16 protein-coding genes are annotated in these 15,818 nt (G+C 71.6%); 8 read left to right on the top strand and 8 right to left on the bottom strand.

Annotation, left to right across the window (positions count from 1 at the left end; all coding sequences use genetic code 11):
• Positions 1–59 precede the first annotated feature (59 nt).
• The 4 genes from KV381_RS25545 to KV381_RS25530 form a co-directional block, all read right to left on the bottom strand.
• Positions 60–728: a DUF6304 family protein gene (locus KV381_RS25545; protein ID WP_086780129.1), complete on the bottom strand. Its 669-nt coding sequence runs from the start codon at positions 726–728 to the stop codon at positions 60–62.
• A gap of 56 nt (positions 729–784) precedes the next feature.
• Entirely contained in the window at positions 785–1,381 is a 597-nt protein-coding gene (locus KV381_RS25540) for an N-acetyltransferase (RefSeq protein ID WP_218786424.1), read from the bottom strand.
• 88 nt (positions 1,382–1,469) lie between these two features.
• Positions 1,470–2,513: a family 2 encapsulin nanocompartment cargo protein polyprenyl transferase gene (locus KV381_RS25535; protein WP_218786422.1), complete on the bottom strand. Its 1,044-nt coding sequence runs from the start codon at positions 2,511–2,513 to the stop codon at positions 1,470–1,472.
• 59 nt (positions 2,514–2,572) lie between these two features.
• The gene (locus KV381_RS25530; RefSeq protein ID WP_030087160.1) at positions 2,573–3,979 is read right to left on the bottom strand and encodes a family 2B encapsulin nanocompartment shell protein; all 1,407 of its coding nucleotides are present in this window, start codon (positions 3,977–3,979) and stop codon (positions 2,573–2,575) included.
• A 176-nt stretch (positions 3,980–4,155) separates the two neighbouring features.
• Here KV381_RS25530 and KV381_RS25525 point away from each other — a divergent pair, with 176 nt between their 5' ends.
• From KV381_RS25525 to KV381_RS25515, 3 genes are all read left to right on the top strand, one after another.
• The gene (locus tag KV381_RS25525; RefSeq protein ID WP_030087162.1) at positions 4,156–4,602 is read left to right on the top strand and encodes an Rrf2 family transcriptional regulator; all 447 of its coding nucleotides are present in this window, start codon (positions 4,156–4,158) and stop codon (positions 4,600–4,602) included.
• 109 nt (positions 4,603–4,711) lie between these two features.
• The gene (locus KV381_RS25520; protein WP_218786420.1) at positions 4,712–5,908 is read left to right on the top strand and encodes a globin domain-containing protein; all 1,197 of its coding nucleotides are present in this window, start codon (positions 4,712–4,714) and stop codon (positions 5,906–5,908) included.
• A 37-nt stretch (positions 5,909–5,945) separates the two neighbouring features.
• The gene (locus KV381_RS25515) at positions 5,946–6,881 is read left to right on the top strand and encodes a 1-aminocyclopropane-1-carboxylate deaminase/D-cysteine desulfhydrase (protein WP_030087166.1); all 936 of its coding nucleotides are present in this window, start codon (positions 5,946–5,948) and stop codon (positions 6,879–6,881) included.
• Here KV381_RS25515 and KV381_RS25510 read toward each other — a convergent pair.
• Positions 6,857–8,458, bottom strand: coding sequence for a Na+/H+ antiporter (locus KV381_RS25510; protein ID WP_218786417.1), 1,602 nt, complete (start codon positions 8,456–8,458; stop codon positions 6,857–6,859). The two genes, KV381_RS25515 and KV381_RS25510, sit on opposite strands and share 25 nt — an antisense overlap.
• Positions 8,459–8,493: 35 nt before the next feature.
• Here KV381_RS25510 and KV381_RS25505 point away from each other — a divergent pair, with 35 nt between their 5' ends.
• The 3 genes from KV381_RS25505 (at position 8,494) to KV381_RS25495 (ending at position 10,353) form a co-directional block, all read left to right on the top strand.
• The gene (locus KV381_RS25505) at positions 8,494–8,754 is read left to right on the top strand and encodes a UBP-type zinc finger domain-containing protein (RefSeq protein ID WP_218786414.1); all 261 of its coding nucleotides are present in this window, start codon (positions 8,494–8,496) and stop codon (positions 8,752–8,754) included.
• A 232-nt stretch (positions 8,755–8,986) separates the two neighbouring features.
• The gene (locus tag KV381_RS25500) at positions 8,987–9,400 is read left to right on the top strand and encodes an anti-sigma regulatory factor (RefSeq protein WP_003966375.1); all 414 of its coding nucleotides are present in this window, start codon (positions 8,987–8,989) and stop codon (positions 9,398–9,400) included.
• A 23-nt stretch (positions 9,401–9,423) separates the two neighbouring features.
• Positions 9,424–10,353, top strand: a complete 930-nt coding sequence (locus tag KV381_RS25495) for an RNA polymerase sigma factor SigF (protein WP_030087171.1) — start codon at positions 9,424–9,426, stop codon at positions 10,351–10,353.
• An 18-nt stretch (positions 10,354–10,371) separates the two neighbouring features.
• Here KV381_RS25495 and KV381_RS25490 read toward each other — a convergent pair whose 3' ends face one another.
• The gene (locus tag KV381_RS25490) at positions 10,372–10,821 is read right to left on the bottom strand and encodes a hypothetical protein (RefSeq protein ID WP_030631226.1); all 450 of its coding nucleotides are present in this window, start codon (positions 10,819–10,821) and stop codon (positions 10,372–10,374) included.
• Between the two features lie 165 nt (positions 10,822–10,986).
• On the opposite strand from KV381_RS25490, the gene KV381_RS25485 reads away from it, so the two are divergent.
• Positions 10,987–11,955 carry a diacylglycerol kinase family protein gene (locus KV381_RS25485; RefSeq protein ID WP_030087175.1) on the top strand — a complete coding sequence of 323 codons (969 nt, stop codon included), beginning with the start codon at positions 10,987–10,989 and terminating at the stop codon, positions 11,953–11,955.
• Between the two features lie 320 nt (positions 11,956–12,275).
• On the top strand, positions 12,276–12,533 hold the full coding sequence (locus tag KV381_RS25480; RefSeq protein ID WP_003953983.1) for a WhiB family transcriptional regulator: 258 nt from the start codon (positions 12,276–12,278) through the stop codon (positions 12,531–12,533).
• A gap of 171 nt (positions 12,534–12,704) precedes the next feature.
• On the opposite strand, the gene KV381_RS25475 is transcribed toward KV381_RS25480, so the two are convergent.
• On the bottom strand, positions 12,705–14,171 hold the full coding sequence (locus KV381_RS25475) for a sensor histidine kinase (protein ID WP_030087178.1): 1,467 nt from the start codon (positions 14,169–14,171) through the stop codon (positions 12,705–12,707).
• A 369-nt stretch (positions 14,172–14,540) separates the two neighbouring features.
• Positions 14,541–15,623: an SIS domain-containing protein gene (locus KV381_RS25470; RefSeq protein WP_218786411.1), complete on the bottom strand. Its 1,083-nt coding sequence runs from the start codon at positions 15,621–15,623 to the stop codon at positions 14,541–14,543.
• Between the last annotated feature and the right edge of the window lie 195 nt (positions 15,624–15,818).

Below are 15,818 nucleotides of genomic sequence, written 5' to 3'. Positions count from 1 at the left end.
GGAGGCTGATGCGGTACGGGGCAGAGGCTGGTGAGCGGTGGGGCGGCGGGCGGGGCGGATCAGGCGTGTTCCAGCGGGAAGGCTCCCCGGTGGCCGGTGCCCGCGCCGTCGGCCGGGCGCAGCTCGAACTCGCGGCAGCTCCAGATCTCCTGGACGAACCCGGACCGCCGGTCCCACAGCCCCAGGACATCGCCTTCTCCCGCCGAGCCCCGGTAGGCGTCCTTGGCGCCGCGGAAGCAGGCGAGACCTCCGGAGAGGCCGCGGCCGGGGGCCGGGAAGTAGTCGGAGAAGGCGCAGGCGATACAGGTCTGGATCCGGACGCCGTCCGGAAGGATCCGCTGGACGGCCGCCAGGGCCACGGCGAAGTCGCGTTCGGCGCGGGCCGATTCGTACACCGCACCGTCCAGATGGAGGGCGAGATGGAGGTCCGGGTCGGTCCGGCGCAGGGAGAGCAGACAGCTGAGCGTGGCGTGGCGGAGCGTGCCCGCGACGAGGACGGGCAGCGGCAGGTCCCACTCCAGTACGCAGTCGGTGAGCGCGCCGTCCGCGAGGGCGAACGTCCCGCTCTCCGGAGGTGTGCCGGCGACCGGCCCCAGGCCGTCGAAGCTCTCGCCCTCGAAGTCGACGCCTCGGATCCGGATCCGGAGCTGCTGTCCGTCCGTGGTGAGAACGACGGCGTCGGAACCCTTGGCGTCCCGGTACCAGCCGGACCACGACTCATCTGTCATGAGCAGGGACTGTAGCCCCTGCCCGGGGCGGCCTCCGTACCACCCTCCGCGGTGGCTCAACCAGCGTGCGGTTCACGCCACATGGGGTACATCGGCGGGCCGTCCGGCAGCTCGACGGAGCGGCCGAGGAAGCGGAATCCGAGCCGCTCGTAGAGCGTCCGGCTCCGGGCGCTGCTGGCCTCCAGATAGGCAGGCAGCCCTTCCCGGTCGCAGCGCTCCAGCTCCGCCCCGATCAGCTCCGCCCCGATGCCCTCGCCCTGACGGTCGGGGGTGACGCCGATCATCAGCAGGTAGGCGTGCGCACGGTCGTGCGGGTGGATCGCTCCGGTGAGCCTGCCCACCAGTTCGCAGCGCTCGTTGTCGGGGTCGGCCGTCCGCCGCATCAGGGCGGGCGTCGGGTCCTCCTCCTCGGGGGCGCCGGCGGGCACCGGCAGCCACAGGGCCACCGCGGCCCCGTCCTCGGCGATGTCGATACGGCCTTCGGCGAGGGCCACGTCGACGAAGACGCCGAGGAACCTTCCGTGCACCGCGCGCCGGTGCTCCTCGTCGGGGAACACCCAGCTGCTGACCGGGTCGTGGTGGAACGCCTCTTCCATGACCGAGACGACCAGCCCCCGGTCCCGCTGCTCCGCCCGCTGAATCCGTATGCCCATGACCGGCCGCCGCCTCTCTGCTGCTTTCCTGTCAACCAACCTCCGGAATACTAGAGTTGAGAGGTCGGAGCCGGTCACGCGAGGTGGCTCAGCTGGTCCTGCGGGTGACGAACTCGGCCAGCGCCAGCAGGTCGCCCGCCGCGCTCGGGTCGGGAACCGCCCGGGAGAGGTGGTGGACCGCGCGGGCCATCCGGTCGGCCGCGCAGACCTGCGCCCAGTCCCGGCCGCCGGCCCGGTCCACCGCGTCGGCCGCCCGGCTCACCTCGGCGGCGCTGTTCATGGGGCCCCGGTAGAGCGCGGCGAGCTCCGCGGCGGCCGGGGTGCCCGAGGTGAGGGCGGCGACCACGGGCAGCGACTTCTTGTGGGCGGCCAGGTCGGCCCCGACGGGCTTGCCGGTGCGGTCCGGGTCGCCCCAGATGCCGATCAGGTCGTCGATGAGCTGGAAGGAGAGCCCGGCCTCCCGCCCGAACCCGTCCATCGCGCGGACCGCCCGGTCCTCCGCCCCGGCGTAGAGGGCTCCCAGCGCACAGGCGCAGCCGAGCAGGGCGCCGGTCTTGGCGGTCGCCATGGCGAGGCATTCGTCGAGCGTGACCTCGTCGGGGCCGCGTTCCTCGAAGGCGCAGTCCGCCTGCTGGCCCGCGCAGAGCTCGATGACGCAGGAGGAGAGGCGGGCGGCGGCGCGGGCGGCGGCCGGGTGGGCGTCCTCGGCGAGCAGGCGCTGAGCGAGGGCGAGCATGGCGTCGCCGGTGATGATGGCGTCCGGGATGCCGAAGACCGCCCAGGCGGTGGGCCGGTGCCTGCGGGTGGTGTCCTCGTCGATGACATCGTCGTGGAGCAGGGTGAAGTTGTGGGCGAGTTCGACGGCGACGGCGGCCCGGACCGCGCGCTCCGGATCGCCGCCCAGCGCACGGGCGGCGGCCAGCACGAGGGCCGGCCTGATGGCCTTGCCCGCCTGGCCGGCGGCGGGGGTTCCGTCGGCGTTCTCCCAGCCGAAGTGGTACATCGCGATCCGGCGTATGCCGCCGGGCAACGACTCCACGGCCGATCGCAGATGGGGGTCGACGACGGCACGGGTGCGCTCCAGGAGCGCCGCGGCCTCGTGCCCTTCCGTCGCTGCGTCCGTACTGGTCATGGTCACGGTCACTCCCTGGGGCGAGGCGATGGGTGCGGGACCCCCGGGGTGACTCGGGATCAGCGCCAGCGGCTGACCTCGACGTTCTCCAGCACTCCGAGGGCGTCCGGTACCAGGATGGCCGCGGAGTAGTACGCCGTCACCAGGTAGGAGATGATCGCCTGCTCGTCGATCCCCATGAAGCGGACCGAGAGGCTCGGCTCGATCTCGTCGGGGATGCCGGTCTGCTGGAGGCCGATGACGCCCTGCTCGGCCTCTCCGGTCCTCATGCAGATGATGGAGGTGGTGCGGGCGTCGGTGACCGGGATCTTGTTGGACGGGAAGATCGGCACCCCGCGCCAGGCGGGCACATGGTGGCCGCCGATGTCGACGCTCTCCGGGACGAGTCCGCGCCGGTTGCACTCGCGGCCGAAGGCGGCGATGGCCTTCGGGTGGGCGAGGAAGAGCTTCGATCCGCGGCGGCGCGAGAGCAGTTCGTCCATGTCGTCCGGGCCGGGCACCCCGTCGTGCGGCTGGAGCCGCTGCCCGTAGTCGCAGTTGTTGAGCAGTCCGAACTCCCTGTTGTTGATCAGCTCGTGCTCCTGGCGCTCGCGCAGCGCCTCGACCGTGAGCCGCAACTGCTGCTCGGTCTGGTTCATCGGCTGGTTGTAGAGGTCGGCGACCCGGCTGTGCACCTTCAGCACCGTCTGGGCGACGCTCAGTTCGTACTCGCGGGGCGCCGCGTCGTAGTCGACGAAGGTGTGCGGGACGACCGCCTCGCCGACATGGCCGGCGGAGAGGTCGATCGCCGCCTCGCCGTAGTGGTTGGTCCGCTGCTCGGGGATCGAGAGCAGTCCGGCGAGGTGGCCGCGGAGCGAATCGGCGCGCTCCGCGAGGTTGTACACGTCCGCCCGGCTCAGGGTGAGGAGCGTGCACGGGGTGAGCGTGCGGGCGGTGTACTCCCAGACGGCGTCGCCGTCGACCAGGCTCTGGTCACCGAAGTACGCGCCGTCGGCGAGGACCCCGAGCTCCGTCTCGTCCCCGTAGAGGCCGGATCCGACCTTCTCGATCTTGCCGTGCGCCAGCAGATAGACGCGGTCCGCCGCGTCCCCCGAGGCGGCGAGCACCTCCCCCGCGGCCACGTCCCGCTGCTCGCACCTGCGGGCGAGCTCGGCGAGGACCTCCTCGTCCCCAAAATTACGCAGAGCGGGCAGTTCTCCCAGCTCGGCGGGGATCACGGCCACCCGGTCCCCGGTCTGGACGAACGTCACCCGGCCGTCACCGACCGAATAGCTGAGCCGACGGTTCACCCGGTACGTACCGCCCTGTACCTGCACCCACGGCAGCATCTTCAGCAGCCACCGCGAGGTGATCTCCTGCATCTGCGGCGCGGATTTGGTGGTCGTCGCGAGGTTCCGCGCAGCTGCCGTCCCCAGACTCTGCTGCGGCGGCGCCTGCGTGTCGCGAACCTCTTCACCAACGGACATCTGACGTCCTTTCGATCATGGGCTGACCTGCGTACAGAAGCCTTTCAGCAGGAGAGGCGGCCCGCCATTACACAAAAGAGTGCGACTAATCCGCCTTCGGGCGGGGCACGTTGATCCCCGTCGCCGGGCGGGCCGCTTAATTTGCATCTCAGATGCCACTTACCTAATCTGGATCCATGCGGTTGACGAGATTCACCGACGTGGCCCTCCGCGTCCTCATGCGACTGGCGGTCGCCGAGGGCCAGGAGCCGCCGACCACCCGCGAGGTGGCGGCGACCATGCGGGTCCCGTACACGCACACCGCGAAGGTCGTCGCCCGCCTCCAGCACCTCGGCCTCCTCGACGCCCGGCGCGGCCGCGGCGGCGGGCTCACCCTGACCCCCGCCGGCCGCTCCGCGTCGATCGGCCCGCTGGTGCGGGAGCTGGAGGGGCCGGAGGAGGTCGTCGAGTGCGAGGGCGACACCCCGTGCCCGCTCCGCTCCGCCTGCCGGCTGCGCGGGGCCCTGCGGGAAGCCCAGGAAGCGTTCTACGCGGCGCTGGACCCGATCACCGTCACCGACCTCGTCGCCTCGCCCACCGGCCCGCTCCTGCTGGGCATCGGCAGCGGACCCCCGCCCGACTGACACCGGCCCCGACGCCGACCCGACGCCGGCCCCTCAAGCGCTCCCACCCGCCGGGGCGGTTTTCCCTGCCCTTAAATATGCATCCACCATTCCAATAATAAGGAGCCCCATGCTCTCCGACCGGTCCACCGCCACCGTCCGCGCCACGCTTCCCGTCGTCGGCGCGGCCATCGGGGACATCGCCGACCTCTTCTACGAGAAGCTGTTCGCCGCCCACCCCGAGCTGCTGCGGGACCTGTTCAACCGGGGCAACCAGGCCTCCGGCGATCAGCGCAGGGCTCTGGCCGGGTCCATCGCCGCGTTCGCGACCGCGCTGGTCGAGCGGCCCGGCACCCGGCCGGACGTGATGCTGGACCGGATCGCCCACAAGCACGCCTCGCTCGGGGTGACCCCGGAGCAGTACGAGGTGGTGCACACCCATCTGTTCGCGGCCATCGCCGACGTCCTGGGCGACGCGGTCACCCCGGAGGTCGCCGCCGCCTGGGACGAGGTCTACTGGCTGATGGCCAACGCCCTCGTCGCCGTCGAGAAGCGCCTCTACGCCCAGCAGGGCGTCGTGGCGGGAGACGTGTGGCGGGAATGGGAGGTCGCCGCCCGGGTCGAGGAGACCGAGGACGTCGCCACCTTCCTGCTGCGCCCCGCCCAGGACACGCCCCCGCCCGCCTTCCGGCCCGGCCAGTACGTCTCCGTCCAGGTCGAACTCCCGGACGGGGCCCGCCAGATACGCCAGTACAGCCTCTCCTGCGCCCCCGGCTCCCGGCTGCGGTCGATCACCGTGAAACACGTACGCGGCCAGGCCACGCCCGACGGCGAGGTCTCCCGGCATCTGCACGAGCACACCCGCGCGGGCGACCTGCTGCGCGTCTCCGTCCCCTACGGGGACCTGGTGCTCGACCACCTGGACGCGCCTCTGCTGCTGGCCTCCGCCGGCATCGGCTGCACCCCGATGCTGTCGATGCTGGAGCACCTGGCGCAGGAGGGCCACCAGGGGCCGGTCACCGTCGTGCACGGCGACCGCTCACCGGCCGACCACGCCCTGCGCAACGACCACGTCCGGCTGACGGAGAAGCTCCCGGACGCCGAGGCGCACTTCTGGTACGAGACCCCGGAGGCCGGGCACCCCGTGAACCGCACCGGCCTCGTCGACCTGGGCGGCATCACCGTACGGCCGGGCACGCACGCCTACCTCTGCGGCCCGCTCCCGTTCATGCGGGCCGTCCGCGCCCGGCTGCTGGAGGCGGGGGTCCGGCCGGCCGACGTGCACTACGAGGTGTTCGGCCCGGACCTCTGGCTGGCCGCGCCCTGAAACGCCGCCGGCGCGACGGGCGGACGACAATGGGCGGGTGAACAGCCCGCCCGACCGCCCGTCCCGCCTCGAAGCCCTCCTGCGGCCCCGGGTGCCCTCACCGCTGCCGGCCGTTCAGGACGAGCGTTTCGCGCGCCACGGGGTGACCCTGCTCCTCAAGCGGGACGACCTGATCCACCCTGACCTGCCGGGCAACAAGTGGCGCAAACTCGTCCTCAACCTGGAAGCCGCCGCCGGGCGGCCCGTGCTCACGTTCGGCGGCGCGTACTCCAACCATCTCCGGGCCACCGCGGCGGCCGGCCGGCTGCTCGGGTTCCCCACCATCGGCGTCGTCCGCGGCGACGAGCTGGCCCACCGCCCGCTCAACCCGTCGCTCGCCCGATGCGCGGCCGACGGTATGCGGCTGCACTTCGTGGACCGTACGACGTACCGCGCGAAGGCCTCCCCCGAGGTCCTGGCGGGGCTGCTGAGCCGGTACGGGGACGTGGAGGTCATCCCGGAGGGCGGCAGCAACGCCCTGGCCGCACAGGGCTGTACGGCGCTGGGGCGCGAGCTGGCCGGAGAGGCCGACGTGGCGGCCGTGGCCTGCGGTACGGGCGGCACCCTGGCCGGGCTCGCCGCCGGCCTGGCCCCCGGGCAGCGGGCCCTGGGCGTGCCGGTGGTCGGCGGCGGCTTCCTGGCCGGGGAGGTGGAACGGCTCCAGCGCGAGGCGTTCGGCGGCCCGGCCGGCAGCTGGACGCTGGACGAGCGCTTCGCCTTCGGCGGCTACGCCCGCTCCACCCCGGAGCTGGCGGCCTTCGCCGCGGACTTCGAGGACCGGCACGGGCTGCCCGTGGAACGCGTCTACGTCGCCAAGCTGCTGTTCGCGCTGACCGTGCTGGCCGAGGAGGGTGCGTTCGCGCCGGGCTCCCGGGTGGCCGCGGTGATCACCGGCGCCCCCGCGCCGCTTCAGGAGTCGTCCGTCTCCCGGTAGGCGGCCGCCTCCTCCAGATCCAGCCGGCGCAGCAGCGTACGCATCATCTCGTCGTCGATCCGCCGCTCGTCGCGGAGCCGCACGAAGACCTCGCGTTCGGCCTCGATCATCTCCCGCGACAGCCGCCGGTAGGTGTCGTCCGCCGACTCCCCGGTGACCGGGTCGGCCGCGCCCAGGCGCTCCCACACGGCGTTGCGGCGGCGCTCCAGCACACTGCGCAACCGGTCGGCCAGCGGTGGCGGCAGGCTGCTGTGCGGGTCGGCGAGCAGTGCGTCCAGGCGGGCCTCGGCGGCCGCGGACGCCTCGCTCTGGGCCTGCGCCTCGACCAGCGTGACGGTCTGCGGATCGGGGCCGGGCAGCTTCAGTACGCGGACGAGGACGGGCAGCGTCAGCCCCTGGATCACCAGCGTTCCGATGACGGTGGTGAAGGTCAGGAACAGCACCAGGTTGCGGGCCGGGAACGGTTCGCCGTCCTGCATGACCAGCGGGATCGAGAACGCGACGGCGAGCGAAACGACCCCGCGCATCCCGGCCCAGCCCACGATCAGCGGCGCGGTCCAGTCGGTGCCCGGCTCGCGTTCCCGGACGCGGCGCGAGAGCCACCGGGGCAGATAGGTGGCCGGGTAGACCCAGACGAAGCGGACCACGACGACGACCAGGAAGACGATGACCGCGTAACCGAGCGCCTGCCACACCCCGAACGAGCCGAGCCCCTTCAGGACGAACGGCAGCTGGAGCCCGATCAGGGCGAACACCGTCGACTCCAGGATGAACGCCACCATCTTCCAGACGGCCGCCTCCTGAAGACGGGTGGCGAAGTCGACCTGCCAGGAGCGGTGGCCCAGATAGAGGGCGACGACGACCACGGCGAGGACGCCGGAGGCGTGCACCCGTTCGGCCGCCGCGTACGCCACGAAGGGGATCAGGAGGGAGAGTGTGTTCTGGAGGAGCGCTTCCTTGAGATGCGTACGGAGCCAGTGCAGCGGCACCATCAGCAGCAGCCCGACGCCGACCCCGCCGACCGCCGCCAGCAGGAACTCGCCGATCCCGGCGGCCCAGCTCATCCCCTCCCCCACCGCGGCGGCCAGCGCGACCCGGAACGCGGTGATCGCCGTGGCGTCGTTCACCAACGACTCGCCCTGGAGGATCGTGGTCACCCGGGCGGGCAGCCCGACCCGGCGGGCGATGGCGGCGGCCGTCACGGCGTCCGGCGGGGCGACGACGGCCCCCAGGACCAGGGCGGCGGTCAGCGGCAGGTCCGGGATGATCCGGTAGGCGAGCCAGCCGACCGCGACGGTCGCGAAGAGGGTGTAGCCCACCGAGAGCAGGGCGACCGGCCGGATGTTGGCCCGCAGGTCCAGGTAGGAGCTGTCCACGGCCGCTGTGTAGAGCAGGGGCGGCAGCAGCAGCGGGAGCACGACGTGCGCGTCCAGGTGGTACGTGGGGACGCCCGGCAGATAGCCGGCCACCAGCCCCACGGCGACCAGCACGAGCGGGGCGGGCACCGGGGTGCGGCGGGCCGCTCCGGCGACCGCGGCACTCGCCGCGACCAGGGCCACCAGCGGCAGCGCGTCCATCCCACCGTCCTCGGATCCGTCGTAACCTGCCCATCATGAGCGAGTGTGCGCATGTAGCGGAACTGCCACGCCCCGAGCCCGTGCCGCTCGGCGACACCTGCCCCGAGTGCCTGGAGGCGGGCACCCACCCCGTGCAGCTGCGGCTCTGTCTGACCTGTGGGCACGTCGGCTGCTGCGATTCGTCGCCGCTGCGGCACGCCACCGGACACTTCCGGGCGACCGGTCACCCCGTGATGCGGAGCTTCGAGACGGGCGAGAGCTGGCGCTGGTGCTTCGAGGACGGTTCGATCGTCTGACGCCTGGGTACGTCAATGCGGCGCTGGTTCTTCGCAATTGGACGCCGCAGACCCCTAGCCACTGTGCGTACCCATGGGCTTACCATGAGTGACGGTCGGGGTATGGGGTCCGTACGACACGGCATCATGGATCCGATAACGTCGCCGAGCCGAAGAACCGTCGACGGACCGCATGGCTCCGGGCCACCCTTCCCGGAACCTCGAAAGAGTTTGTGCCACCTTGGAGGTGAGGGTGTCCCAGATCGCAGGCGAGCCCGGGAATCAGGACTTCGTGGAAGTCCGGCTGCCCGCTGCGGGTGCCTACCTGTCGGTGCTGCGAACGGCCACGGCCGGTCTCGCAGCGCGTTTGGACTTCACTCTCGACGAGATCGAGGATCTTCGCATCGCGGTCGACGAGGCCTGCGCGATCCTGCTCCAGCAGGCCGTGCCGGGCTCCGTCCTCAGCTGCGTCTTCCGTCTCGTCGACGATTCCCTCGAAGTGACGGTGTCGGCGCCCACCACGGACGGCCGGGCGCCCGAGCGCGACACCTTCGCCTGGACGGTGCTCTCCGCGCTGGCCGGCAAGGTCGACTCCACGGTCGCCGACGACCGTACGGTCAGCATCAGCCTCTACAAACAGCGCGGCGCGGGCCCCGGGCCGGCGTGAGCGACGGGAACGGGGACGGTCCTGTGCGGGACGAGACGATCCGATCCGGGGTGGTGCGCCCAGCAGGCATCCCGGAGCAGCAGGCCCGGCCGCATCCGGTGGACGGAGCGGACGGGTCCGAGGGCTTCGACGTCGCGGTGGAGCAGCAGTCGCAGGCAGAGCGGGCGGGCCAGATGAGCGAGCACGGGCACCACGATCCACACGACCGCAGCGGGGCCCGGGCCCTCTTCTTCGAGCTGCGGGAACTGCCCGACGGTTCGGCGGAGAAGGCCGAGCTGCGCAACCGGCTGGTGCGGATGCACCTGCCGCTGGTGGAGCATCTGGCGCGCCGCTTCCGCAACCGCGGCGAGCCGCTGGACGACCTGACCCAGGTCGCCACGATCGGGCTGATCAAGTCCGTGGACCGGTTCGACCCGGACCGGGGGGTGGAGTTCTCGACGTACGCCACCCCCACGGTGGTCGGCGAGATCAAGCGCCACTTCCGGGACAAGGGCTGGGCGGTGCGGGTGCCGCGCCGCCTCCAGGAGCTGCGGCTTTCGCTGACCACGGCCACCGCGGAGCTCTCCCAGCAGCACGGCCGCTCGCCTACGGTGCACGAGCTGGCCGAGCGGCTGGGCATCTCCGAGGAGGAGGTGCTGGAGGGTCTGGAGTCGGCCAACGCGTACAGCACGCTCTCGCTGGACGTGCCGGACACCGACGACGAGTCGCCGGCGGTCGCGGACACGCTGGGCTCGGAGGACGAGGCGCTGGAGGGCGTGGAGTACCGGGAGTCGCTCAAGCCGCTCCTGGAGGACCTGCCGCCGCGCGAGAAGCGCATCCTGCTGCTGCGCTTCTTCGGGAACATGACCCAGTCGCAGATCGCCCAGGAGGTCGGCATCTCGCAGATGCACGTCTCGCGGCTGCTGGCCCGCACCCTGGCGCAGCTCCGCGAGCGGCTGCTCGTCGAGGAGTGACGAGGAGGGCCGGGAGGCTCAGGCGTCGGGGGTCGTCCTCGGCCCCCGGCGGATGCCCAGGTCCTGGGTGGTCGCCGGGTTCAGGACGAGCACGAGGCCGGTGACGGCGACCACCGCCAGGACGATCCCGGTGGGGATCAGGGCGCCCTGCGAGCGCAGCAGCGTCCAGGCCACCGGCAGCGCCATGATCTGGGTGATCAGCGCGGGCCCCCGGCTCCAGCTGCGCAGCAGCAGCAGTCCGCGGGCGGCGATCAGCGGGATCGCGCCGAGCGCGACCAGCGTGATCCCGGCCGTCTCGGCCTGCTGTGTGCTCTCCAGCTTCCCGAGCAGCCCCATGACGAGCATGTAGACACCGCCGAGGGCGAGCGCCAGGCCTTCGAGGGCGTTGACCCCGGCGAGGACGGTGATCCTGGTCGGGCGCTCCGCCGCGGAGGGCGACGGCGTGGAGGGGGTCGCTTCAGTACTCACGCCCTTCAGGTTGGCATCCCGGCGGCCCGGAAGTGAAGCCGGGGTGCGGGCGAGCCTCACCCGTCCGGGCGCACGGCACGGCGTCCGGTCACGTTCCGTCACCGGTTCCGAGCGCAGCGAACGGGGACTACGGACCCGAACCGCCCGGTAGGTAGGCTGGCCGTCATGCGCGCACTCCTCGTGGTCAACCCAGCTGCTACCACCACCAGTGCCCGCACCCGTGATGTGCTCATCCACGCGCTGGCCAGCGAGATGAAGCTGGAGGCGGTGACCACGGAGTACCGGGGGCACGCGCGCGATCTGGGGCGGCGGGCGGCGGACAGCGACGACATCGATCTGGTGGTCGCCCTCGGCGGCGACGGCACGGTGAACGAGGTCGTGAACGGGCTGCTGCACCGGGGCCCGGACGTGGACGGCCTCCCGAAGCTCGCCGTGGTCCCCGGCGGGTCCACCAATGTCTTCGCGCGCGCCCTCGGGCTGCCGAACGACGCGGTGGAGGCGACCGGCGCGATTCTGGACGCGCTGGAGAACCGGACCGAACGCACGGTTGGTCTGGGCCTGGCCGCCGGCACCCCGGGAACCGAGGACGAGTCCGTTCCCGAACGCTGGTTCACTTTCTGTGCCGGGCTCGGATTCGACGCCGGAGTCGTCGGCCGGGTCGAACAGAAACGCGAGGGCGGCAAGCGTTCGACGCACGCCCTGTACGTACGCCAGGTGATGCGGCAGTTCCTCAACGAGACCCATCGCCGGCACGGGACGATCACGCTCGACGTGCCCGGCCAGGAGCCGGTGACCGACCTCGCGCTCTCCATAATCTGCAACACCGCCCCCTGGACCTACCTGGGCAATCGCCCGGTCTACGCCTCGCCGAAGGCCTCCTTCGACACCGCGCTGGACGTCCTCGGACTGAAGCGTCTGTCCACCCCGGCGGTGGCCCTCTACGGCACCCAGCTGCTCACTTCGAGCCCCGAGAAGGGGCCCCGCGGGAAGCACGCCGTTTCACGGCATGACCTCACGGACTTCACCTTGCATTCAAAGGTCCCACTGCCCTTCCAGATGGACGGTGACCACCTGGGACTGCGTACGAGCGTGACGTTCACAGGCGTACGCCGTGCACTGCGTGTGATTGTGTGAGTGGAAGGGCCGAAAGTCCTTTAACTCGAACGTTTGGACTGGGTCCCACCCCTAAGAAGTGCGCCTGTGACCTAGTCGACACCGAGGAATCAAAAAAAACTTTCCAGAAGGGGTTGTATCCGTCGCCGAGGTTTGGGAATCTCTTCATGGCGATCGGGACGGCCCGCAACACCGGCCTCCACTGAGAGCCAGAACCCCTCCTCACCATCACAGACCACACCCAGTCCATCTGGGGGTCGGCCCGTCATCTGCGGGGGGATTCGTGAAAGCGTTCACATTCACAAGCAACAAGCGTGTAATACCAAGGAGAGGTAGCAGCCATGGACTGGCGTCACAACGCCGTTTGTCGTGAGGAAGACCCCGAGCTGTTCTTCCCCATCGGCAACACCGGTCCTGCGCTGCTGCAGATCGAGGAAGCCAAGGCTGTCTGCCGCCGCTGCCCCGTCATGGAGCAGTGCCTGCAGTGGGCGCTCGAGTCCGGCCAGGACTCCGGCGTCTGGGGTGGCCTCAGCGAGGACGAGCGCCGCGCGATGAAGCGCCGCGCCGCTCGCAACCGGGCGCGCAACGCAAGCGCCTGAGCGAGAACCGCACCAAGCCTCAGCCCGGCGGCGCGTACAGAGCGTACGCACAGCCCCGCCTTCGAGTCGCAGCGCGCAGTACCCCGGAGCGCATCGCAACGTGAGCATCACGGAGCGGGCCCGGACCGTCACCACGGTCCGGGCCCGCTCTGCTGTGTGCTGCCGCTCTTCCTACTTGTCGGCGCGGACCGGGAGGTCCAGCACCACCTGGGTGCCGCGCTCGGGGGCCGGGACCATGCCGAACGTGCCGCCCAGCTCCCCCTCCACCAGGGTCCGTACGATCTGGAGTCCGAGGTTGCCGGCCTGCTTCGGGTCGAACCCCTCGGGCAGCCCGCGTCCGTCGTCGGTGACGGTGATCAGCAGCCGGCCGTCGGCGGGCGATCCGCCGCGCACGGCGGAGACCTCCACCGTCCCGTGGTCGGCGACGGCGAAGGCGTGCTCCAGGGCGTTCTGCAGAACCTCCGTCAGCACCATGGAGAGCGGAGTGGCGACCTCCGCGTCGAGGATGCCGAAGCGTCCGGTGCGCCGGCAGGTCACCTTGCCCGGGGAGATCTCCGAGACCATCGCGATCACCCGGTCGGCGATCTCGTCGAACTCGACCCGCTCATCCAGATTCTGGGACAGCGTCTCATGGACGATGGCGATCGAACCGACGCGCCGGACCGCCTCGTTGAGCGCCTCGCGGCCCTGCTCGGAGTCCATCCGGCGGGACTGGAGGCGCAACAGGGCAGCCACCGTCTGGAGGTTGTTCTTCACCCGGTGGTGGATCTCCCGGATGGTCGCGTCCTTGGTGATCAACTCGCGTTCGCGGCGGCGCAGTTCGGTGACGTCCCGGAGCAGGACGAGCGAGCCGATGCGGACGCCCTTGGGCTTGAGCGGAATGGCCCGCAGCTGGATCACCCCGCCCGCGCACTCGACCTCGAACTCCCGGGGCGCGTAACCGCTGGCCACCTTGACCAGGGCCTCGTCCACCGGACCCCGGGACGGGGCCAGTTCGGCGGTGGTGGTGCCGAGGTGGTGGCCGACCAGGTCGGAGGCGAGGCCGAGGCGGTGGTAGGCGGAGAGGCCGTTGGGGCTGGCGTACTGCACGATCCCGTCGGCGTCGAGCCGGATCAGGCCGTCGCCCACCCGCGGGGAGGCGTCCATGTCGACCTGCTGGCCGGGGAAGGGGAAGGACCCGGCGGCGATCATCTGGGCCAGGTCGGAGGCGGACTGGAGGTAGGTGAGCTCCAGCCGGGAGGGGGTGCGCACGGTGAGCAGGTTGGTGTTGCGGGCGATGACGCCGAGCACCCGGCCGTCACGGCGTACGGGGATGGACTCGACCCGTACGGGCACCTCCTCGCGCCACTCCGGGTCGCCCTCGCGCACGATCCGGCCCTCGTCCAGGGCCGCGTCCAGCAGCGGGCGGCGGCCGCGCGGCACCAGGTGGCCGACCATGTCGTCCTGGTAGGAGGTGGGCCCGGTGTTGGGGCGCATCTGGGCGACGGAGACGTACCGCGTGCCGTCGCGGGTCGGGACCCACAGCACGAGGTCGGCGAAGGACAGGTCGGAGAGCAGCTGCCACTCCGAGACCAGCAGATGGAGCCACTCGAGGTCGGTGTCGCTCAGAGCGGTGTGCTGGCGGACGAGGTCGTTCATGGAGGGCACGTGTGGAGCGTACCTGGGGTTACCGGAAGCGTTCGAACCACTGGGACCGATGAGCCGTGCAGGTGTACGGAGGTACGACGATGGACAGGCGCGGCGGTCGGCCCGAGAATGTCGTGCACGTGGATGGACACAGGTATTGGTCTAGTCCACAATGTTCATCAAGACCTCCGCTCTCCCCGCACAGGAGAGCGGACCGAGGCACCCGGCGCTCTCTGCCCTGACCGCGCCGGTGCCTCCAGTGGCCGGGGGCACCGCACACCGCCGGCCAGGTAGCTCCGGGCTGCGGTGCCGGGCGGGCTGAGGGTCCCGCTCTGGCGCCGCGGCCCGCGGGTGTTTCCGGGGCCCATTACCGCCCCGGCCTCAGCGGGTCTCGGTGACCTTCGCCAGCGCGCGGGGCGCGTCCGGGTCCTGTCCCCGGGCGATCGTCACCTCGTACGCCAGCATCTGCAGCGGCAGGATCTCCAGGATCGGCTGCAACTCCTCCGGGACGCCCGCCGTGGGCAGCGAGAAGCCGGCCGAGGCCGCCTCCACCTGGACCTTGGGGCCGACCACGAAGAGATCCGCGCCGCGTCCGCGCAAGCGGTCCAGCACCGGCTGGAGCGCCTCGCCGCCCCGGCCGTCGGTGACCACGGCGATCACCGGGGAGATGTTGTCGACCATCGCCAGCGGGCCGTGCAGCAGATCGGCGCCGGAGTAGGAGAGAGCCGGGATGTAGCTGGTCTCCATGAGCTTCAGGGCCGCTTCCTTGGCCGTCGGGTAGCCGTAGCCGCGCGAGGTGATCACCATGCGCTCGGCGAAGCGGTAGCGGGAGGCCAGCGCCTTGACCTCGGCCCGGCGGCCCAGGATCGCGCCCGCGAGGTCGGGCAGGCCGGCGGCGGCCTCGGTGCCGTCGCCGCCGCCCAGGCCCACCACGAAGAGGTAGAGGGAGAGCAGGGAGGCGGTGTACGTCTTGGTGGCCGGCAGCGCCTTCTCCGGGCCCGCCAGGATGTCGATGTGGTACTCGGAGACGGCGGCGAGCGCGGAGTCCGGGTTGTTGGTGACGGCGAGCGTGACGGCCCCGGCCTCCCGGGCGGCCCGGGTGGAGGCCACCAGGTCCGGCGAGCCGCCCGACTGGCTGACGGTGATCACCAGGACGTCCCGCAGATCGGGCTTGGCCCCGTAGGCCGTGGTGGTGGACATCGAGGCCAGTCCGCAGGGCAGCCCGAGGCGGATCTCCAGCAGGTACTTCGCGTAGAGCGCCGCGTTGTCCGACGTACCCCGGGCGGTGAGCAGCACGAACCGGGGCTTCCGGGCGGCGATCTCGGCGGCGACCTCGTTGATGCGGGGCGCGCCCTGTTCCAGGATGCGGCGCAGCATCGCGGGCTGCTCGGCCATTTCGCCGGACATGATGCGGCCGGGCTCGTCGCCCTGGCCGCTCCGGTCGGCCGGAGGGGTGGCGGACATGTGGGGGGCCTCCCTGGGCTGTCGGCATCGGCGTACGGGACGGCGCGTGCGCGGGTACGCGATCGGCGCCGTACCGGACAAGTCGACCAGGCAATGCGGTGGCCCGCCAGCGGGCCGGGGCGTGCGGGGCCGGAGGTGCGGACCGGGTGCGGCCGAAGGGCGGACTGTTCACCGTACGGCTGCTCGATTCTGCTA

The organism is Streptomyces sp. WY228 (genome assembly GCF_019287315.1).
In the GTDB taxonomy this organism is placed as follows: Bacteria; Actinomycetota; Actinomycetes; order Streptomycetales; family Streptomycetaceae; genus Streptomyces; species Streptomyces caviscabies.
This window is presented reverse-complemented; position numbering and strand designations above follow the sequence as displayed.